This is a genomic window from Blastopirellula marina DSM 3645 (genome assembly GCF_000153105.1).
GTDB classification, from domain to species: Bacteria; Planctomycetota; Planctomycetia; order Pirellulales; family Pirellulaceae; genus Blastopirellula; species Blastopirellula marina.
Window position 1 is genome coordinate 2,374,022 of sequence record NZ_CH672376.1, and the last position, 19,833, is coordinate 2,393,854.

Consider the following 19,833-nt stretch of genomic DNA (forward strand, 5'->3'; position numbering starts at 1 on the left):
AGTGAAGGTGTGTTAAGATTTCGATAAGTTGCGAAGGTTAACCTTCTTTTACTCCCCAATTTGAACACGAAACTGCGGATAGGCAAACAACCAACCGATTTTGCTCATGTTAAGCCGAAACGCATTTATTTATACTGCGTACGGCAAGCAACAGGCGTTCTGCTAGTACAAGCAGCGTCCGGTCACGGTTAATTTGGGCTCTCAATGAGTAACGTCACTTCCGAAAGATTTATTGAACTTGCTGGGCGATCGCAGCTGATTCACCCTACGCAATTTGAAAGCGCCGTGGCCGAATTGCGCGCCGAGAACGGTGGTGCGCTGCCGGAAGATGTCGAGAAAGTCGCCGATTTCTTTGTCGCCAAGAACTACATCACCACTTGGCATCGCGAAAAGATCCTGCAGGGCAAATACAAGGGATTTTTCCTTTCCAAATATAAGCTGCTCGGTCATTTAGGGACCGGCGGCATGAGCAGCGTCTACCTGGGCGAACATACCGTGATGCAGCGGAAGGTCGCGATCAAAGTGCTGCCGCGCAACCGGGTGAAGGACTCTTCCTACCTCGGACGCTTCCATTTAGAAGCTCAAGCGGCCGCTCAACTGGACCATCCGAACATCGTGCGCGCCTTCGATGTCGACAACGAAGGGGACACCCATTACATCGTGATGGAGTATGTTCCAGGCTGCGATTTGCAGATTTTGGTCCGAGAAAAGGGCCCGCTCGAAATCGAAACGGCGGCGGAATATGTCGCCCAAGCGGCTGAAGCGCTAGAGCACGCCCATCAGAGGGGGCTGATCCATCGTGATATTAAACCGGCGAACTTGCTGCTTGACACCAGCGGCGTGGTCAAAGTGCTCGACATGGGGTTGGCCCGCTTCACGCGCGATGATGCGACCTCGCTAACGCTGGCCAATCAAGAGAGCGTGCTGGGAACGGCGGACTACCTGTCTCCTGAGCAAGCGGTTAACAGCCACAAAGTGGACGGACGCGCCGATCTTTATAGTCTTGGCTGTTCGCTCTATTTCCTGCTGGCCGGGCACCCTCCGTTCCCCGAAGGCAGTCTGGCCCAGCGGATCGCGAAGCATCAAACGATCGCACCCGAAAAAATTCGGAAGGTGCGGCCGAATTGTCCTGCTTCGCTGGCGAAGATCTGCGAAAAGCTGATGATGAAAAAGCCGGAGCAGCGGTATCAGTCAGCCAAAGAAGTGGGCGAAGTCCTTCGCAACTGGCTTCAACAGCGCAGCGCCGGCGGCGAAGAAGAGTTGACCGCCGTCGCCGAAGAAATGGAGCTTCGCCAGGTTCGGAGAGAAGAAGGAAAATCGAGCGTTATTACGCCTCCTTCGATGCCGCGGGTCGCTGAATTGTTAGAGGACGGGGGTGAGAGCAACTCCGGAATTTTGAACTCAGAGACGGTTCGTGGGCAGCGGATTGAGACCGATGCAGGACTTTCCGGCGCCGGTAGAAGTAAGGCCTTGCCGGTCGCTCGCCCTTTGGACGACGATTTGATTTCGTCGATGTCCGATCCCGGCGCTAGTGGCGTGTTGGATATTGCCTTTACGGATCCATTGACTTCCGCCGGCGATAACACCGGTAGTCGAACTTTGATTTCTCGCGAAGCGCTGCAGCTTCGCATGCAGCAGAAAGAAGCGGAACGGGAGAAAAAGAAAACCCGTCATACCGGTCAAAGCAAAGGGGGCGTCAGCTTCAACTTTGCAGGCATCCCGGCATTTATTTGGATTGCGATCGGGCTCTTGTTCTTACTGATCGGCGTACTGCTTGTGATGGTGGCGAAAAAGAGCCAAGACGAGACGAAGCCGCAAGAGACGCGCAAATCTGGTTTCGAGGCCTCCAGTCTTGAAGCTCCCTGCGTGCCGAGCTGCCTCCCCGAGAAGGGCGTTGCATAGCTCTTGTGGGTGGTTTTGGCGACTCGTCTTCGGACGATTCGCATTCTTCGGGCCGGCGATTCTTGCTGTCCTGTTCGATGCAAGGTGTTGTGTGGCAGTGACTTGCGCATATTGCTTGAAATCGTGGTCGCTGTCCACGTACCATAGGTGAGTCGAACCGCAGGGACGCTAACGACCAAGTCGGCGTCGCCGCGATCCATCCAAGATCGAGCACGCCACGCGAACCCATTTTCGTTCGTCGAGTTCTCTGCGGACGTTTTTAGATTGAAAAGTCAGACGCATGGCGCGATCCAACCACAAGATGATTCGAGCGAAGGCGAAGCGTGTCGCGATCCCGCGCGACTTTCGTACCGTCGGTCAACTTGGTAAGCGCGGACGCGGCGAAGTGGGGCGTTCCAACGAGACGGGATTCTTCTCTCCGCCGGAAGATTGGCACGAGCCGCAAGGCGATACCGGCGCTGGATATCGCGTCGTGACGCAAGATCCCGGCGAAGGTTTCGTGCACGTCGTGACCGAACAAGATATTCGTGAGCGACTCGCTCAACTGCCGGCGTGGATGATTCAACCGCTAGAAGTCGTTCAGCTAAGTCGCTTGACTCGTAAGAAGTTAAGCTTCCCTTGCTACGGCATGCAGTGGGGATCGGCGCTCTATTTGTATCCGATGGATGAGGCGCTGGTCGAGTATTTCTTCACCCCGCCCCGCCCTGCTCAGGTGGTGGAAGCCAAGATGTACGGCGCAACCTGGGAAGAAGAGGGCGAATCGGAATGGCGGCTGAATTGGACGAAGGACGCAATTCGCGATTTCTACCTGAACAACGTCCTGATTCACGAACTGGGGCACCTGCTCGACAACCGCAATACCAGCTATGTCGACCGTGAGCGTTACGCAGAGTGGTTCGCCATCGAGTATGGCTATCGACCGACGCGTCGCGAATCGCTCGCGGCGCAAGCGGCGAAAAAGGTTGTACGACGCCATCATTCGAGCTGATGCGGCCGGTTTTTGCGAATTGCGATCGCCTATACCGTAATATCTAGGTACAAAGTGGGCGATTTCTGAGTACAACAGGAGCCTAGGTTCGCTTCGGAGAAGTCCGCTCCCATAGCGAGGCGTCCTATCCATTCGACTAGTCAAGACTGCTGCATAAGGGGCCAAGATGAGAGCCTTTCACCTGTTGGCGAGATTCGCGGCCTGTGCCGCCCTGTTGACGTTGCTGCTTCCCGCTGGGGGGGCCGATGCGGCGCCGACCGATGAGCAGCGGGGCGAAGTTCGCGATCTGAAAGTCGAGGTCCGCAAGGCTTCGAACTATCTCAAGCAGGGCAAAGTTGCTGAATCAACGCAGACGGTCAAGCTGATCATCGAGCGTTTGCAGCGACTCGAAGGCGTCGATCCGGAACTGCAAGAATCGGTCGATCAACTCTTCGGCTCGCTCGCGCCAGCTCATGCGTTTCTCGAGTTGGAAGGAGTGACGCTACCGCGAATGCGCAACGCGGCGGTCGCCGAGCCGACGATGATGACGCCTGCACCGGGGGCTCCGGCGCCTACGCCCAGTGCGTTGCCGACGATGTTTCCGGCGGCGAATCTCAGCTTTACCAAACATATCGCGCCGATCCTGGTCGCGCGGTGCGGCAATTGTCACGTGAATCAGGCCCGCGGCGGATTTAGCTCTTCCAGCTATGACGTCTTAATCAAAGGACCGGCCGAAGGGGTCGTGATCTTCCCCGGACAGGATGGAGGCCGCCTGGTCGAAGTGATTGAATCGGGCGACATGCCCCGCGGCGGCCAAAAGGTGGCCCCCAATGAACTTGCCGCATTGAAGGTCTGGATCAAAGAGGGCGCCAAGTTTGACGGCGCCGATCCGAAAGCGAATTTGTCGACGCTCGCTCCCGGCGCCGCTCCGACGCCGATGACGCGATTGGAAGTGTCTAGCGCCAGCGGCAACGAGAAGGTTAGCTTTGGCCGCGATATCGCGCCGGTGTTAGTCGCGCGTTGCGTCAGCTGTCACGATCAGCGCAACCCTCCCGGCAACTTTAGTCTGGCCAGCTTTCAAAGGCTGCTGCGCGGCGGCGACAGCGGCGCTCCGGTCACGCCTGGCAAGCCGAACGAAAGCTTGATGATTCAACTCTTCAAAGCGCCGGCGCCAGATCGCATGCCGCGCAATGGTCCTCCGCTCACCGATCAGCAGATCAAGAACTTTGAAACTTGGATCGCGGAAGGCGCCAAGTTTGACGGGGACGCACCGGACTCGTCGATGCAGCGCGTCGCGGCCTATTCGTTCGCCAAGAATGCGACGCATGACGAACTTGCAAAAGCTCGCGAAGCGACCAGCCTGGCGAAAAAGCAGCTTGGGCTGCCCGGCGTCGCGATGACGACTTCCGATCGCAAAGACGTCTACGTCATGGGGACTTTGGGGCAGGAAGCGAATGACGAGTTCGCCGATCAGGCCGAGAAAGCGGCTGACGACGTCCGCCGCATGTTGAAGGCTCCCGCCGACACGCCGTTGGTCAAAGGTCGCGTCACGCTGTTTCTGGTCAAAGCAAAATACGACTACAACGAATTCAGCAAGATGGTGGAGCGTCGGGACGTTCCTCCCACTTGGCAGGGACATTATTGGTACGACGTGACCGACGCCTACGGCGTGGTGCAGTTGCCGGTGAACGACGCGTACGACCTGGATGCGATGTTCGCGCAGGTCATCGCCAGCAACTATGTCGCTAGTCTCAATACGCCTGATTGGTTCTCGGACGGCGTCGGGCGCGTTGTCGCTTCCCGGGTCGCCGGCAAAGATCCTCGCGTCGTCGCTTGGACCAACGAACTGCCGTCGGCGGTGGGAGCGATGAAAAAAGCGGACGACTTTGTTTACATGCGTTTGGCGCCGGACAAAAATGGCGCCGTCAGCTTTGCGTTTCTGAAAACGCTGATGGGACGGAGCGCTCAGTTTGACGCGCTGATGATGGCGCTGCGAAAGGAGATGCCGTTCGATCAAGCCTTCGCCGGCGCTTACGGAAAGCCTCCGGCCGAGATCGCGAAAGCCTGGATCGCTTCGGGCGGTCGCTAGGCGAAGACCAATCTGGCCCAAGATCAAGTCGCGTTAAGCGGCGGCTTGATCTTCTTGGCGCGAAGGGCCGGTAAGTTGCGACGTGGGCGATGTTTTCGGGATCGCGAAGAGATCGTCGGCAACGGGCTGCTCGGCTTCGCTTGGTTGTTGAAAGCGAAGTTTCCAGCGCGACGACAGGAAATATTCGCGATAGATCAGCGCCAGATCGCCGATCGCCAACAGAAAGTGGCGCGGCTTTAATTTAGAGCCGGGTATTTCTCGCCATGACTCAAGCGGCAATTCGTAGATCGCCTGGCGCGCGGTGGTCGAATCACTCGCGATTCGCAGACGAGCAAAGACCTCAACATCAAAGATCCAGCGTGACAGAAACGGGGTCGCGAACAGAAACCGCGCCAGTCGGCTGTTGCGGATCAATTTCGCGCCGCATTGCGTGTCGGTGATTGACATGCCGAGCAGCGCCGAAGCGACCCTCGCGAAGCCGCGACCAATCAACCGTCGAAACGGTTTGCGCTGAATCACGTGACCGGCTAACGGCAAGCGTACGCCGATCGCCATTTGAATGTGCGGATTCTCTGTCAGCGCCGTTTGCAGGCGACCGCATTCCTTGAGCGGCGTCGCCAGGTCGGCGTCGAGAAAACCGATGAATTCGGCGCCCTGGTCGATGGCCTGCAACATCCCGATTCGCACCGCTTCGGCTTTCCCCTGGTTTCGCGGCAGGTCGACGGCGGCGAACTGTTGGGGCCGCCGCTTGGCGAACTGGTGCAAGATTTCGCTGGTCGCATCGGTGCTGCCGTCGTTCACCAACAGAAAGTGAATCTCTTGGTTGGCGGCGGCGAATGCGTCGAACGCCGCGAGATCGATGCGATCCGCTTCGTTGTAGCACGGGATGACAAACAGGGATTTCGGCACGCGTAGCGGCTCCCGAGGGAGGTCTAGTGTTCGTGTTGAGCAGGCGTCGGCAATTCGGCGGTGCGAATCGGCGTTAGCGGTTGAACGACGGCCATACCGACTCGCAGCGGCGGTCGCTGTTGATTCTTGGTCCAAGCGAATTCCAGCGGCTGCAAGATCTCGGCATGGGGATAAATTGCTTTGATTTGCGTCTCGTAGTCTTCATCGGCGGTCGCGGTTTCCCAGACGATGATCCCCCCTTCGGTTCGCCAAGCGTCTTGTTCGGTCCAGGCCGGCAGATCGTGATCTTGTTCGGCCGAAATCGAGGGACGAGCAGGATGATAGACGTTGATATTCGCGGCGAGCCACCAATCGCCTCCCAGGTTTTCGAGCGGCTGCTCACTGCGATCATTCCAAATTTCTTCGACCTGGGACGCGAGCTGCTCACCGGGATAGTCGACGCGCAAAGGGGCGGTGACCAAGCCGTCGCCGACTAGGTTTCGCATGCCTAAGCCAGCGGCGAAGATGAATCCGGCGATCGCCGATGCGTAAATCGTCCGGCGAATCAAAGCAGGATCAGAGCGAACCTCGAGCCAAGCGAATAACAGCACGCCGAGAAACGTGAACATCGACGCGCCCCACATGCTGCGCAGGTGCGCTCCGGTAATCAACGAGTAAGCGAGCGCCAGTCCGAGCGGGCCAAGCACCATGCAAGCGAGATACGTGCGCGTAAATTGCGTCGCCGAATCGACGGATTTAATTCGCCATCGCCAACCAAGCAAAATCGTCGCCAGAATCAAGGTAACGGCGATAGCGCCAAGTTGGGCTCCCAGAAATTCGAATGGATGCTCCAAATGCGATAGCCAAGTAGGAGACTTCGAGGATCGCGAAGTGATGTAGCGCAGCGTCGTGAAATCGTTGGTCACCAACCACCACAGATGCGGCGCCGCGAGGAGCAGCGATACGCCGGTCAGAACATAGGGCCCAGGAGTTCGCCAGCAAGCGCGGGCTCGCGGATGCAGGAACGAAAACAGCAGCATCGCCGCTAACAGGAGCGCTGCGTCATACTTGGATAGAATCGCCGCCGCGAGAAAAACGCCGGCGGCGCCCCAATCGACGATGCGATTTCGGGCGATTCCATAGTACGCAAAGAGGATAAACATGGCCCAGCAAACCTTGGCCATGATGTTGTTGTTAAACTCCGGCGTCGTGCAGTTGTAGTAGACGCTTCCTTCCAGAACGACGACCGCCGCGATCGCCAAGCTCGGCGAAAGGGTCTCGCGTCCCAATCTCCACGCCGCCCAGAAGCAGCCGACAATGCAGACTTGGCTCAGCAAATAAGTCGACCAGACCGGCCCGCCGGGAAGGTACGTCGCCGCTTCGGCCGCCCAAGCCGGCAACGGAGGATGCTTGGGATAACCCCACTGCCACTCATGTCCCCAATTGAGCATTTCGACATTGTCGAGCGGGCCGTTCGCCTGCGTGAAAAAGGGAACGGCGGTCCAGAGGAGCAAGTGCCCCACGGCGAAGATCCAAAACCAGCGCGTGGTTGGATCCGATTGATTCGGCGTTTCGGGAGCGTTTGTCACATCAAACCAAAGATCAAAGTAGCTACAGCCCCCAAAAGGGAGCGATGTTTTGTAGCGCTAACTTGTAGAACGAAAGCGCAGAAAACGCTAGATCAGTTTGACTGCATGCTAGCAGGGGAAGGGTTTGCTAGCGACCGAGATTGGGGGCTATAGCCAGTTTCTCCAGCCTGGGAGAAAGTACCAGGCCGCCGCGGCCGTCGCTAAGCCGACCAGCAGGATGCTGGCGATTTGGTAGAGAATGATATTGATCAGATTGCTCGTTCCGCGGCGGACGTTGAAGCCGCGATCACAACGCCGACAGACCGCATGCGTTAACAGCCAGGGACCGATGTAGCCGCCCCAGTGCGTGAAGTAAGGGCGAACAAAATCGGCTGCTCCGCAGTACGGACAGACGCCGGGGCCGCGAACCGCATAATCGGCGGGCGCAGCGGCCGGCGATTGAAACGGGTTTTCGGTCGAATTGTCGGGTGAATTGCGACTCATGCATGCTGGCCAAGCGACGGCAAAAAGAAAACGGCCCGCGAGGGGGCCGTTTTTGTTTTTGCTGCGGATCACGCTGTCTTAGTGGTGGTGGTGATCTTCAATCTTGCCTTTCAGTTCTTTGCCGTCGACGTCAAAGGTGACGATCGCATCGACTTCTTCCGAAGTCAGAATGGTCGCGGCCAACGGGTCGGTCAGGACGAACTTGGCCGTCGTCTCGGCGCCTTCGGCACGCTCCGCTTGAGCGGCGACTTCCTTGGTTTCTCCCCCGGTCGTTAGCTTGACGCTGATCGCTTCGGCGGCGATGGGCGCTTCTTTTTTGCCGTCGGCGTCCAAGACATAGAACGTGATGACCTTGTCGGCGTCTGCGGCCGGCTTCTTTTCGTCGTGAACCCATTCCAGGTGATAGGGGCCCCCTTCTAGTTCGACGATGTGCCCGCCGTTGGGGCCGATCTCGCCGTGATCGTGTCCGGCATGGTCGTGGTCATCGTGATCATGGTCGCCATGTTCGTGGTCGTCATGATCATCGGCGGCGGGGGGATTCGACGTGTTGCAGCCGATCGACATGGTCGCACTAAAGCCGCAAATTGCCGCCAGCAACAACAGCCCGGTCAGAGAGATACGCATGAGAGGAGTTTCCTTGAAGCAAGTTAAGTCAGCGCGTGGAAAACGCTAAGTGCAATTCAATGTCATCTAGGATAGCGAATTCGCCGCCGTAATAAAGACGAGACTTGCCGATGTGCGATTATAAATCGAGACCGCCAAGCGGCGTCGCGACCGGGCCGGCTTCCACCAGAAACGGCCGCAAATGCGAATCGTCGGCGCCAGAGAGACGCATCCGTGAGGTCGCGAAATACTTGCGGGCCGTCTCGATTTGCCCGTCTAAATACAAAACGACTCCTACATCAAACAGATAGTCGGCGTTGTTGGGATCATTGAGCGTCCGCCGCGCGATTCCTTCGAGCAACGAGTTTTTCGCCAGGGGAAAGCCGGCGTACAACTCATCCAGCGTAAAATTGGTCGAAAAGATATAGGCCGGCTCCAACTCCATCCCCCGCTTGAACGCCTCGGCCGCTTCTTCCATGCGACCGGTCGCCAAATATCCGAGTCCCAGCCGAAATTGGGGCGCCGCCAGATCGGGCGCGGCGGCGACGGCGTCACGATACTTCGCCATCGCTTCATGAATTCTTTGCTCTTTGAACAAGCGATCGCCAAAGCCGACATAGCGTGCGGCTCTTTCGCGAGCGATCGGCAGCGAGGCTTCAGGCAGGCCGAGTTCTTGCCGCTCACCCAGCGCCATTCGGACCAGCGCCGGCGAAAGGGTCGGATAAGTCGGGTTCGGCAGGTCGGTCAAGTTCTCGGAGAGAAGCGGCCCCATCGCAAAATTGCGGTCGACGCCAGAAAACTGTTTGATCGCCCCGGCGCCCCAGCGAAGCTCGGCCGGTTCGAACGGCGGGAGATAGTACTCGCTGTAATTGTCGCTTGGTCGATAGTAGACGCCGTAGGGCGAGATGAAATTAGCGGTGACCGTCGACTGATAGTAGTTCGGCGACCAGCCGCTGAGTCCGCCATATCCCAAGCCGCCATACGGCGGCAGCCCGCCGTATCCGTAGCCGGGATAATATCCGGAATAGCTGGAGAAGCTGTAACCGGGACCGTAATAGCCGAAGTTCGCACGGCTGCCGTAATTCGACGACGAATAACCGCGGTGGCCGTGCGAGCGGTAGTGGTTGCGCGAACCGCTATTGCCCCCCAAATACGAGTCGACGTAACCGCTGCTCGGATAGTTGGACGCCGGGTGATTGTTGTATTTGCCGTTGGGCGTGCCGCGAAGATCTTGCGCAGCAGCATCGCTGGGCATGCTGACGACGGCGATCAGGGCCATCATCAACCAGGGGGCTATGTTATTGCACATTTCTTCACCTTCCGCCGTGGGAACCAGGAAGCGGAGAATCCGCTTCCTGCATTATCTTAACAACGGAAGATTTCGACAAGCAAAAATGCAACTTGGGTCGGCGTCGAATAACCGGTCAGGCTATTGCATCGACGCTTCGGCGCCGGCTTCGCCTTCTTCGTATTCTAGTCCGTATTCATAAACGAGTCCCCAAGCTTCGAGCTCGGTCATCTCGTATTCGTCCGCAATTTCAGCAGCCAATTCCGATAAATCAATGGTAGTCATCGTCAGGGTTCCTTCAAAAAACTGGGTTAGTGAGAGTCAGGGATGCGGTTACGGAGCAGCGTCGGCCGCTTGTGATTCGAGCATCCAAAGTTGTTTTTCCAACGTGCGACAGATGCCGATCAACAAGTCTTGACTGATTAGATCGTCGTCGCCGATCGTTTTGATCCGCAGGCGAAGCGAAGTGGAGCAGGTCGCCATTTGGTCCGAGATTCGTCGAATCGCTTCCTGGACACTGATGATGCCAGCGGGAAACGGTTCGAGTTCGGACGATTGGGCGACTGTCGCAGCGCGACCATCCGCGGCGACTCCGATAGCCGCAATTCGCTCTGCAATTTCGTCGCTTGCTTCGCGAGTTGATTCGATAATCTCGTCTAGATGCAGATGAACGGCGCGAAAGCCAAGTCCACGCACATTCCAGTGAGCCTGCTTTGCTTGGAGGGCCAGATCGATCTGATCAACCAGCGAGCTCTGCAATTGCTGGGCGACTTCATTGCGCGTGTTGGTCGGCAGTATTTCGCGTTGTTCGGCGATCGAAGCCATATCTTGCTCCTTGGTTCGGTCAATGATTGGTGGAGGGGATGAAAGTTGGGTAACGCAGCACGCGTGCCGAACAGAAAAAAATTGAACGCTGACGCCTGCTGTAGCCGGAAAAATCGGTGTCAGTCAGGGAAATAGCAATGCATCACGACTGATGGGAGACCGAAAATCGTTGGTTGCAGATCGACCATGAAGGCCGCAGTGCAGTCATCGCTGAGCATGAAGTTGCGGTGCTTGCAGTACTTGCGCCGCATGGCATAGAGATTGCATAGTACGAGGTGATGGGCAAACACTCCCCAGGGAATATGGAGAAATGATGATGTATTCTTTCAGTGCAGAAGACGTACGACTATTGGTCGACAACGACTCGCAACCTTGCGTATCCCTCTTTATGCCATCGCACGTAGCCGGGAAAGAAACAAGACAAGATCCGATTCAACTGGCGACGTTGCTGAAGAACGCCTGCGCCAAGTTGAAGTCGGCCGGCCATTCGTCGGACATTATTCAAAAGTTGTTAGAGCCTGCGTGGGGCATTACCCGCAGTCATGACGCCGCCGTCTGGCGCCACATGGATGAAGGGTTCGCCTATTTTGCGAGCCCAACGTTTAGCCGCTCGATCCGACTCCCCTTTCCTGTCGAGCCGACGGTCCATCTGGCGAATCATTTTCACGTTCGTCCGTTGACCTGCTGGATGAGTCAGCCGCTCGACTTCGCCTTACTGGTCGTCAGCCAGAACGAGGTTCGCTTGTTTGAAGGCGATCAGTACGAAATGCGCCACGTCGATCTGGCCGATCTGCCCAGCGACTTGCGCAGCGCGTTGCAAGTGGACGAGTGGACCGAAACGCTGCAATTTCATGGGCATGGTTCGCGACCAGGCGAAACGATGTTTCACGGGCAAGGCGGCGGCAGCTCGGCCGACGTCAAGTCGGAGCTGACGAAGTTTTTCCAACGCGTTGCGCGGCCCCTAGAAGGACATTTGGCCGACAGCGACAAACCGTTGGTCTTCGCCGGCGTCGACTATCTCTATCCCCTCTTTCGCGACGCGTTTCATGGCGATGCGCTGTGGGAAGAACACTTGTCAGGAAATTTTGATCGCGTGACGCCGCAGCAGTTGCATCAGCAAGTCAAGCCGCTGTTGACCGATAGAGCAAGCAGCGTCCGGCGTACGGCTCTGGAGCAAATGAACGAACTGCGCGGCGTATCGCGAGCGTCGATCGATCCGAAAGAGATCTTGATCGCCGGCATGATGGATAGTATCGAAGTCCTGTTTCTCACGCGCGGCGCCAAAGCGTTGGGCGCTGTCGACGAAGAGAATGAACGGATTATCTTGACGCACTCTTCCGACGATGAGGATCTGCTGAACTACGCGGCGGTGCGGACGCTCGCCACCGGCGGTTCGGTCTATACGCTCGAAGCGGACGACATGCCCAATGGCGCCAACGTCGCGGCGATGTTCCGCTTCCCGATACCGGAAGCAATTTACGACGCGGATGTATTCATCGAGTCGACCCGCTAAGCCGTCTGGCCCGCTCGGCTTCCGCGACCTCGAGATCACAAAAGGGGCGTCATTGCTGACGCCCCTTCCAAGAAATCGACGGGAGTTGTCGAAGCGGGATATCAGTTTAGAACTCGGCTTGAAATTGGCCGCGGAACAGCACGCCGTCATCACCAACCAGAATCCCGCTCGACGTGTTATTCAACGGGCTGCCGTTGACCTTGGTTACGTCAAACGTCAGCTTCAAGTTGCGCGTGTCGCACGGGTAAATGTTAAAGCCGGCCGCATACTCGTCGACATTGCCGTAGTAGCCGCTGACGTATGAGTAGCGAAGGTTAAAGTCGAGCTTCTCGGGGATAATGAAATATCCACCTTCGGCGAAGTAGCCATGCTGATACAGGTTTTCGACCGGCAACGCGCCGCTGGCTCGCAAGTTTTGGATCCAACGCATGTAGTACTCGGCGTCGAAGCTCCAGCCGCGCCAGCGATAGGCGAAGTCCAGCGTGTACAAGTAGACGTCGAATTCCGACAGACGAACGCCGGGAGCCAACGCTCCCAAGGCCGTCAGCTTGGTGCCGTTCGACAAGCGAATGAAGTCCGACTCGTCGATCGGCTGACCTGGCGCGATGCTCGCGTTGGGAGCGTAGACGAACGAATGCCCCAATCGCATCCGCTGATCGCAGCTATAGTCGTAGTCAGTTAGCTTGCCGCCAAAATCTCCGTACGGATCCCAATAGTTGGTCGCTGCAAAGGCAAGTTTGTCATCGATCTCGGACAGCGGCGTATTCTCGGTGCGATAGCCGTCGCCAAGCATCGCTTCAAAGTAGCCGTTTTCGCCAACCTTGGTCGCGCCAAACACGCCGACGGTACGACCAGGCCGAAAGAAGTCAGCCGCCAGCGGACGATCCGCCAAACGAGTATGCTTGGCGCTCAACAACCATTGACGGCTGCCGGGAACCTTCCGTTTGCCAAAGTAAACTTGTTGGTCTTCGTTGAACTCCCACGCCCACCAATAATCGAAAAAGTCGACGCTGTCGGAGCCGTCGGTATCGCCGTCCATTTGGATAAAGTAGCTCAGCCGCGGATCGATCGCATAACCGCTAATTTGCAGGCGGGCTCTTTCCAGCTCAAACTCATTGCGATTGCGGATCGGACGCGTCGTCCCGGCGCTGTCCGTCCAGCTATCCGCGTTGCGCGAAAATCCGTTGTAGCGGAACTGCACCCAGCCGCCGAATTTGATCTCGAACGGGTTTTCCTCGGGATTGAACGGCCGGATGACAAAGCCCTTGTCATACGTCGTGTAGTACTTCATGACGTGCTGCTTGGGCGGTCCCCCGTCGTCGCAGCAATCAGGCGCATAGGAATAGTCGTAGACGATCGGTAGCCGATAGATTTCGGCGCCCCCACCGCAACAGTCCTCTTCGATATGATGAAAGCCATAAGCTGGCTGCGTATCCAATCGCTGTCGCAGCGCTTGCAGTTCCGCCTCTTGCGCTTCCATCCGTGCCCGAATTTCGGCCAGTTCTTCATTTGCAGGACTTTGAGCAAATGCCGATGTCGTCGCGAGCGCAGCGCTCCATAGCAGCGCCAGCGCCGTCGTCCGTGACAGCCAAGTCATTTGATGTCGCTCCCCAGCGTATCGAAAATAAAAAACAGCGTCTTGATGTTTGGGGAAGATCGACTAACCGTGATGGGTTCGACAATGGCTTTTGTCGTACGGCGGAGGTCCGCAGTAGGATTGGAATCGCTTATTCAGGCTGGGGAAGCTGAACCGAGACGGACCCAATTGACAGCGGCCAGCCGGGAATTGGATCTTCGGATCAATCGTCAGAGTCGAGCGGCGACAAGGGGGAAGGCGCGAGATGAAACAACAGCTGCGGCGCCTTCTTGCGATGAATCGCCGCCGCGACTTCCATTCGCAACAGGTCGGCGTATTCACTGAGCGTATTCAGGATTTCGTCCGGATCATCGTCGGTCGCGGCGATGTCGGCCGACAACGTCACCAGCATCCGCGAGCTGTCAGGCGCCGGTACGACTTCGACCACATGCAAGATCGGTAGTCGATCATCGTCGATCTCGCCCGAGAGAACCATCTCGAGCGTCTCCAGCACCTGGCGGCACAGTTGCAAGGTTTTGCGATCGTTACGCGGGTCGAACGAGGAAGAACGGCTTGGTTTGCGTGATTTAGCTATGGCCCAGTCCTTTTGTCAATGAGAAAGCATTTGCGATTCAAAAAAACCTCGTAGGGAAGTGTAGAAAGATGCGAGCTGGGCGGCTAGGTTCACTTTGAATTTGCCGTTCCCCGGTTGTCGGAATACATCCAGGCGCCGTATCTTTCCCCATTATGAACACTTCGCCGGAAATTGCCGATCGTCTTCAGCTCGCCCAGCAGCTCGCCGTCGAAGCGGGACGCGGCACCCTCAAACATTTTCAAAAGTCGGGCCTGGTCGTCGACCGCAAAGCGGACGATTCGCCGGTCACTGTCGCCGATCGCGAAGCCGAGACGCTGATTCGCGATCGTTTGGCCGCCCAATTTCCGGCGGACGGCGTCATCGGCGAAGAATTTGGCGAAACCACCGGCTCCGGCGACTTCCGTTGGATTATCGACCCGATCGACGGCACGAAGAGCTTTGTCGCCGGCGTCCCGCTCTATGGAACGTTGATCGGCATCGAGCATGCCGGCCAAAACGTCGCCGGAGTGATCTATATCCCGGGTCTCGACGAAATGGTCTACGCCGCCAAAGGGTGCGGCGCCTGGTATCGCCAAGGGGACGAACAGCCGCGATTGACCAAAGTAAACGCCGCGAAATCGCTGCAGGACGGCGTTTTCGTCACGTCTCAGGTCAACACTTTCGCTCGTCGTGACGCGATGGAAGCGTTCGAGCGACTCGAAGACGCGGCGTTCATTACCCGCACTTGGGGCGACTGTTACGGTTATTTGCTGGTCGTCACCGGTCGAGCCGTCGCGATGGTGGACCCAATGCTTAGCGTGTGGGACGCCGCCGCGATTCAACCAATTTTGGAAGAAGCTGGCGGCGCGTTTGTCGATTGGCGCGGCGAGCCGACCGTTCATAGCGGCGAAGGAATCGGCGCGAATCCGCACGTGCTGGAAGAAGTTCTCGCGATCTGTCGAGAATATCCTCGGCTGAAATAAGACGCAGCGCCTGCGACGTTTTCTTGTGAAGTTGCCAAAAACTTCGCTCCGTTTGGCGATAGAACGGCAACTCCCTGTTGTCAGGTTTTATTTCCCTCCTTTATTCTCTCCCGTATGAATACGCCCCAACTGTTTGCCGATCGTCTCGAACTTGCTCGCACTCTGGCCGTCGAAGCCGGCAAAGGCACGCTTGCCCATTTTCAAACCGACGACCTGATTGTCGACCGCAAATCAGACGACTCACCGGTAACGGTTGCAGATCGCGAAGCGGAAGAACTGATCCGCGCTCGCGTCCTCGAACGCTTCCCCGATGACAGCGTCCTCGGCGAAGAGTACGGCGAAACCAACGGCAGCAGCCCCTTTCGCTGGATCGTCGACCCCGTCGACGGCACCAAGGCGTTCGTCTCCGGCGTCCCGCTTTACGGCACGATGATCGGCGTCGAATACGAAGGCAAGGCGGCGATCGGCGCGATCTACATCCCCGGACTCGACGAGCTGGTCTATGCCGCAACCGGCCACGGAGCTTGGCACGTCCGCCAAGGCGCGGCGCCAAAACCGGCCAAAGTGAATAACGGAGCCCCCTTGGAGGAGGGCCTGTTTGTCACCTCCCAAGCCAGCAAGTTCGCCGCTCGGGGCGCGAAAGAGGCGTATGACCGCCTGGAATCGACCGCTTGGCTCACACGGACCTGGGCAGACGCCTACGGATACGTCTTGGTGGCCACAGGACGCGCCGTCGTCATGGTTGACCCGATCATGAGCGTTTGGGATGCGTCGGCCGCTCAGCCGATCCTCGAAGAAGCTGGCGGCATCTTCACCGACTGGAACGGCGATCCCACGGCCCGCCATCACGAGGGGGTCGGTTGTAGCCAGCGCGTCCACGAGGAAGTGCTGGAGATCTTGCGGCAGTTTCCGCGAACTGCCTAACTGGGGGGGCTCGTCTCTAATTCGGGACGGATTGGCAGTTCCCTGCCCTCTTCCAGGGGCTAATTGTTGGGTGGACCATCGGACCGGACCGCATTGTTTTTTTTCGCTCGGTGGATGGGACTGGACCGGACCGGACCGCATTTTTTTCTAAGGCAGTCCCGCGGATCTCCGCGTACGCGATTCTGGCGCCAAAGTTGGAAAGTCGGGCTTCAAAATCCAGAGCACGCCAGGCGCATACAGCACCCTCTCGCCAACCTCTTCGACCGGCGGCACAAACCTGATTCGACGGTTCATCCTCCACCATCAATCGACCCCAACTCCGTACGCAATGTCAACCGACAAATCTTTGCGCAGCTCCAGATCCAACGGATCGTGTTAAGGTCGCCCGGCATGGAGTCGCGAAGCGACGCAGCTCTGGAAATAACCTTTTTCGGCGCTGCCACGCGAAGCTTTGGATAGCAATCTTTTCTCTTGCTTTCTCAACTAAAACCAGCACAATTTGGGTTTACATTTTGATTATTTTTCGTGCAGATGAAAGATCTACGATGAACCAACCATCTGGCTTGAAACGACATGGTTTTACACTTGTTGAATTACTGGTCGTGATCGCCATTATTGGTGTCTTAGTCGCTTTGCTTCTTCCGGCCGTTCAAATGGCCCGAGAAGCCGCTCGGCGAATGTCTTGTCAGAACAATCTGAAACAGCTTGGTCTCGCGATCCACAACTATCACGATGTGCACAAGACGATGCCTCCCGGATCGATTGGCTGGAAAGGCACAGCTTGGGGGCCCAAACGAACTCCCTTTGTTCGCTTCCTGCTCGATTTTATTGAAGACGGCAACCGAAGCGATTTATACAACGACAACGTGAGTTGGCATCAACAAGACGCGAACGATCTAGCGACGATCATGGGACCGATCCAAGTATGGCAGTGTCCCAGCGATGAAGTTCGCACGTTGGATACTTGGTCGATGTACAAAGGCAATTACTACGTGAACTGGGGCCCGAGAACCTTTGTGGCCGCCTCCTCTTCTACCCCAATGGGGACTTTCTATCTCAACTATGGGGCTCGCTTCGCCGACATTACGGATGGTTTATCCAATACCCTGTGCATGATGGAAATCCTCCAAGCGCCAACCCCGCCCGGAGGACAGGATAACCGCGGAGTGATTTGGAACGATGACGCCATCTCAAGCATGGTCAATACAATCTTGACGCCGAACACAAAGGCCCCAGACGTTTCGCAATACTGCACCGATCAGCCAGAATTGAATCTTCCTTGCATCACCGCTTCTAAAAATCTGTCCCATATCGCTTCCCGGAGCCGACACCCTGGCGGAGTCCAAGTCCTGATCTGCGACGCCTCGGTGCAATTTGTGCCAGAAACGATCAACTTGTCAGTTTGGCAGGCGGTAAGCACGCTCAGCAACGGGGAAACGGCCAGTCTAAGCAGTGGCGACTAAAGGGAGATTTGCGCTTCTCCATCCTTCTTTTTTATTCCCCCCAACACATTGCTGGATTTTATCGTGAAAGCTCTGTTCTTTTTCAGCATCTCGTTACTGATTCCTCTGCTTGGCTGTAGCGAAACAGGCGTCCCGCGCGAAGCGGTTTCAGGCCATGTCACGCTCGATGGACAACCATTGCCTGAAGGTACGATTCAGCTTCAACCCTTGGGAGAAGGTCCATCGGCCGGGGGTAAGATTCAAGAAGGTCGCTACGAACTCTCCCGAAACGTCGGCCCCAGCCCAGGCAAATACCGCATCGATATCAATGCCTGGAAGGAGAGCGGCAGGATCATACGCGACGAAGCCATGGGCACCACCGAAGAAAACTTGATCTCCATCATTCCCCCGAAATATAACCTCAATTCAACGCTGGAAATCAACGTAGAAAAAGGGGGAAATAATCAGTTCGACTTCGATTTGGTCACCACGTCGAAGTAGACTATTCGAACGCGACGATTGCGCCGCTCGTCCAAATTTCGTACGCTGAGGTCGTGTTTCTCGATGTACTCGCGGCGGGGTTCGATTTGACTTCCAGCAAAATTCGGCACATGTCGTCGGCGGCCGACGAGGCGCTCATGGCGACTTGCATCCAGGTTCGATTTTAGCAATCAAGCCGCATTTTTCGAAGTTCTTCCGCGTCCATTTTATCCAATCCTGAAAGCGATTCATCTGCACAGCACGTTGGCCTGCGCCATCGCACGAGCGCCCAACGGAAGACCGAAATTTGCTGAGAACCAGCAAATGATCCGCTCGGTTACTTGCGAATGCATCAGTAATTGCTCAACCCATATCATGCCCGGCGACCGTTGCTTTGGTGGAAGTCGGTGAATAGAGAATCGTGATGAAGAAAAACCCCACCGACCGACGTAAATTTCTGCAACGCTCCATTCTGGGAACCGCCGGCGCGGGGCTTGCAATCGGGTCGGCTTACAATACTCTCGTCTCGGCTGAGACCCAGGATAATTTGCAGGCGACGTCAGAAGATCAAGTCGCCAACGAAGTTGACGTGCTTGTGGTAGGGGGCGGCACGGCCGGCGCCATCGCGGCTATCCAAGCCGGACGCGCAGGCGTGAAGACGCTGCTGTTGGAGCGCAACAGCCAACTGGGCGGCACGACCACCACGGCCGGCGTGGCTTTTCCCGGGTTGTTCGACGCCTGGGGGAAGCAAATTATTGCTGGCATCGGCTGGGAACTCGTGAAAGCGTGCGTCGATCTCGACGGCGGAAAGCTTCCCGATTTCGCCAAAGTGCCGCAGCGACACTGGCACAATCAGGTGCATGTCAATCAGTTTTTGTATGCACTGTTGGCGGAAGAGATGTGCGAGCACGCCGGCGTGCAAATTGCCTACTACGAATTTCCCCAGAAGATTGTCGCGACCGCCGATGGTTGGCTGGTCGATTGCGTCGGTTTTGGCACCCAGCGGCGCGTCATCTGCAAGCAAATCATCGACTGCACAGGCGGCGCCGAGACCGTCGGAATGTTGAATCTGCCGCGACTCCGCGAAGAAGAACGCCAACCAGGATCGATGCTGTTTCAGTTGGGTGACCCCCATAACCCCGCGTCAGGTCAGTTGAACCGCTTGTATGTCCACGGGGCGGATTCCACAAACTCGCGCACGGTCACAGCAGCCAACCTGACAGGTCGCAAGGCGATATTGCAGAAGGTTCGTCAGCAAAAGCAGCGGCTGATGCATATGCAGCCAGAAACCGGCGTTCGTGAAACGTATCGCATTGTGGGGGAGACGATCATCACGGTTCAGGACTACACGTCAGGGCGACTGTTTGAAGATGCGGTATGCAACGCCTTCTATCCGGTCGATTTGCATACCAAGTCGGGAGTGCGGCCCCAACCGCTCAAGCCAGGCACGGTGCCCACGATACCGCTGCGGGCGCTCATTCCTAAAAACAGCCGCAATATTATGGTGGCGGGCCGCTGCATCTCCAGCGACCGTTTGGCCAATTCCGGCTTGCGCGTGCAGGCCTCTTGCATGGGGATGGGGCAAGCCGCCGGCGTCGCGGCCTCGTTGGCGGCCAGAGACCAGACTACCCCTTTAGAAGTTCCCCTGGTCAAAATTCATGAAATGCTGCGCGAGCACGATGCAATTGTTCCAGGCAAGGTGTAGAC

18 protein-coding genes are annotated in these 19,833 nt (G+C 57.1%); 9 read left to right on the plus strand and 9 right to left on the minus strand.

Annotated features, from left to right (window positions below):
- Positions 1-204 precede the first annotated feature (204 nt).
- From DSM3645_RS28135 to DSM3645_RS11590, 3 genes are all read left to right on the plus strand, one after another.
- Positions 205-1,902 carry a serine/threonine protein kinase gene (locus tag DSM3645_RS28135; RefSeq protein ID WP_002652354.1) on the plus strand — a complete coding sequence of 566 codons (1,698 nt, stop codon included), beginning with the start codon at positions 205-207 and terminating at the stop codon, positions 1,900-1,902.
- A gap of 280 nt (positions 1,903-2,182) precedes the next feature.
- On the plus strand, positions 2,183-2,890 hold the full coding sequence (locus tag DSM3645_RS11585; protein ID WP_002652355.1) for a hypothetical protein: 708 nt from the start codon (positions 2,183-2,185) through the stop codon (positions 2,888-2,890).
- Between the two features lie 166 nt (positions 2,891-3,056).
- Positions 3,057-4,958, plus strand: a complete 1,902-nt coding sequence (locus tag DSM3645_RS11590) for a c-type cytochrome domain-containing protein (protein WP_081444800.1) — start codon at positions 3,057-3,059, stop codon at positions 4,956-4,958.
- Positions 4,959-4,991: 33 nt separating this feature from the next.
- On the opposite strand, the gene DSM3645_RS11595 is transcribed toward DSM3645_RS11590, so the two are convergent.
- From DSM3645_RS11595 to dps, 7 genes are all read right to left on the minus strand, one after another.
- Positions 4,992-5,867: a dolichyl-phosphate beta-glucosyltransferase gene (locus tag DSM3645_RS11595; protein ID WP_002652357.1), complete on the minus strand. Its 876-nt coding sequence runs from the start codon at positions 5,865-5,867 to the stop codon at positions 4,992-4,994.
- 23 nt (positions 5,868-5,890) lie between these two features.
- Positions 5,891-7,435 carry a glycosyltransferase family 39 protein gene (locus DSM3645_RS11600; protein ID WP_002652358.1) on the minus strand — a complete coding sequence of 515 codons (1,545 nt, stop codon included), beginning with the start codon at positions 7,433-7,435 and terminating at the stop codon, positions 5,891-5,893.
- 147 nt (positions 7,436-7,582) lie between these two features.
- Positions 7,583-7,918 carry a hypothetical protein gene (locus DSM3645_RS11605; protein ID WP_002652359.1) on the minus strand — a complete coding sequence of 112 codons (336 nt, stop codon included), beginning with the start codon at positions 7,916-7,918 and terminating at the stop codon, positions 7,583-7,585.
- A gap of 78 nt (positions 7,919-7,996) precedes the next feature.
- On the minus strand, positions 7,997-8,542 hold the full coding sequence (locus tag DSM3645_RS28140; protein ID WP_002652360.1) for a hypothetical protein: 546 nt from the start codon (positions 8,540-8,542) through the stop codon (positions 7,997-7,999).
- A 118-nt stretch (positions 8,543-8,660) separates the two neighbouring features.
- Positions 8,661-9,830: a tetratricopeptide repeat protein gene (locus tag DSM3645_RS30005; protein WP_131282463.1), complete on the minus strand. Its 1,170-nt coding sequence runs from the start codon at positions 9,828-9,830 to the stop codon at positions 8,661-8,663.
- Between the two features lie 120 nt (positions 9,831-9,950).
- The gene (locus DSM3645_RS30440) at positions 9,951-10,094 is read right to left on the minus strand and encodes a hypothetical protein (RefSeq protein WP_002652362.1); all 144 of its coding nucleotides are present in this window, start codon (positions 10,092-10,094) and stop codon (positions 9,951-9,953) included.
- 48 nt (positions 10,095-10,142) lie between these two features.
- The gene (dps, locus tag DSM3645_RS11620) at positions 10,143-10,634 is read right to left on the minus strand and encodes a DNA starvation/stationary phase protection protein Dps (protein ID WP_002652363.1); all 492 of its coding nucleotides are present in this window, start codon (positions 10,632-10,634) and stop codon (positions 10,143-10,145) included.
- A gap of 310 nt (positions 10,635-10,944) precedes the next feature.
- On the opposite strand from dps, the gene DSM3645_RS11625 reads away from it, so the two are divergent.
- On the plus strand, positions 10,945-12,147 hold the full coding sequence (locus DSM3645_RS11625; protein ID WP_131282466.1) for a baeRF7 domain-containing protein: 1,203 nt from the start codon (positions 10,945-10,947) through the stop codon (positions 12,145-12,147).
- A gap of 106 nt (positions 12,148-12,253) precedes the next feature.
- Here DSM3645_RS11625 and DSM3645_RS11630 read toward each other — a convergent pair whose 3' ends face one another.
- Both DSM3645_RS11630 and DSM3645_RS11635 read right to left on the minus strand, forming a co-directional pair.
- A complete protein-coding gene (locus tag DSM3645_RS11630) occupies positions 12,254-13,744 on the minus strand; it encodes a porin (protein ID WP_002652366.1) in 1,491 nt (496 codons plus the stop codon).
- Positions 13,745-13,946: 202 nt separating this feature from the next.
- Positions 13,947-14,255: a ribosome-binding factor A gene (locus DSM3645_RS11635; RefSeq protein ID WP_002652367.1), complete on the minus strand. Its 309-nt coding sequence runs from the start codon at positions 14,253-14,255 to the stop codon at positions 13,947-13,949.
- Between the two features lie 215 nt (positions 14,256-14,470).
- Between DSM3645_RS11635 and hisN (DSM3645_RS11640) the strand changes: the two genes are divergently transcribed.
- From hisN (DSM3645_RS11640) to DSM3645_RS11660, 5 genes are all read left to right on the plus strand, one after another.
- The gene (hisN, locus tag DSM3645_RS11640; RefSeq protein ID WP_002652368.1) at positions 14,471-15,280 is read left to right on the plus strand and encodes a histidinol-phosphatase; all 810 of its coding nucleotides are present in this window, start codon (positions 14,471-14,473) and stop codon (positions 15,278-15,280) included.
- A gap of 114 nt (positions 15,281-15,394) precedes the next feature.
- Complete coding sequence (hisN, locus tag DSM3645_RS11645) at positions 15,395-16,204, plus strand: histidinol-phosphatase (RefSeq protein ID WP_002652369.1); 810 nt, start codon at positions 15,395-15,397, stop codon at positions 16,202-16,204.
- A gap of 545 nt (positions 16,205-16,749) precedes the next feature.
- Positions 16,750-17,667: a DUF1559 domain-containing protein gene (locus DSM3645_RS11650; RefSeq protein ID WP_002652370.1), complete on the plus strand. Its 918-nt coding sequence runs from the start codon at positions 16,750-16,752 to the stop codon at positions 17,665-17,667.
- A 63-nt stretch (positions 17,668-17,730) separates the two neighbouring features.
- Positions 17,731-18,147 (plus strand): hypothetical protein, encoded by a 417-nt coding sequence (locus DSM3645_RS11655; RefSeq protein WP_131282469.1) that lies wholly within the window; start codon positions 17,731-17,733, stop codon positions 18,145-18,147.
- 403 nt (positions 18,148-18,550) lie between these two features.
- A complete protein-coding gene (locus tag DSM3645_RS11660; RefSeq protein WP_002652373.1) occupies positions 18,551-19,831 on the plus strand; it encodes an FAD-dependent oxidoreductase in 1,281 nt (426 codons plus the stop codon).
- Positions 19,832-19,833 lie beyond the last annotated feature (2 nt).

What these genes read in the sequence shown, in the direction of transcription:
- DSM3645_RS28135 (WP_002652354.1), top strand. Translation starts at nt 205, where the DNA reads ATGAGTAACGTCACTTCCGAAAGATTTATTGAACTTGCTGGGCGATCG.
- DSM3645_RS11585 (WP_002652355.1), top strand. Translation starts at nt 2,183, where the DNA reads ATGGCGCGATCCAACCACAAGATGATTCGAGCGAAGGCGAAGCGTGTC.
- DSM3645_RS11590 (WP_081444800.1), top strand. Translation starts at nt 3,057, where the DNA reads ATGAGAGCCTTTCACCTGTTGGCGAGATTCGCGGCCTGTGCCGCCCTG.
- DSM3645_RS11605 (WP_002652359.1), bottom strand. Translation starts at nt 7,918, where the DNA reads ATGAGTCGCAATTCACCCGACAATTCGACCGAAAACCCGTTTCAATCG.
- DSM3645_RS28140 (WP_002652360.1), bottom strand. Translation starts at nt 8,542, where the DNA reads ATGCGTATCTCTCTGACCGGGCTGTTGTTGCTGGCGGCAATTTGCGGC.
- DSM3645_RS30005 (WP_131282463.1), bottom strand. Translation starts at nt 9,830, where the DNA reads ATGTGCAATAACATAGCCCCCTGGTTGATGATGGCCCTGATCGCCGTC.
- DSM3645_RS30440 (WP_002652362.1), bottom strand. Translation starts at nt 10,094, where the DNA reads ATGACTACCATTGATTTATCGGAATTGGCTGCTGAAATTGCGGACGAA.
- dps (WP_002652363.1), bottom strand. Translation starts at nt 10,634, where the DNA reads ATGGCTTCGATCGCCGAACAACGCGAAATACTGCCGACCAACACGCGC.
- DSM3645_RS11625 (WP_131282466.1), top strand. Translation starts at nt 10,945, where the DNA reads ATGATGATGTATTCTTTCAGTGCAGAAGACGTACGACTATTGGTCGAC.
- DSM3645_RS11630 (WP_002652366.1), bottom strand. Translation starts at nt 13,744, where the DNA reads ATGACTTGGCTGTCACGGACGACGGCGCTGGCGCTGCTATGGAGCGCT.
- hisN (WP_002652368.1), top strand. Translation starts at nt 14,471, where the DNA reads ATGAACACTTCGCCGGAAATTGCCGATCGTCTTCAGCTCGCCCAGCAG.
- hisN (WP_002652369.1), top strand. Translation starts at nt 15,395, where the DNA reads ATGAATACGCCCCAACTGTTTGCCGATCGTCTCGAACTTGCTCGCACT.
- DSM3645_RS11650 (WP_002652370.1), top strand. Translation starts at nt 16,750, where the DNA reads ATGAACCAACCATCTGGCTTGAAACGACATGGTTTTACACTTGTTGAA.
- DSM3645_RS11660 (WP_002652373.1), top strand. Translation starts at nt 18,551, where the DNA reads ATGAAGAAAAACCCCACCGACCGACGTAAATTTCTGCAACGCTCCATT.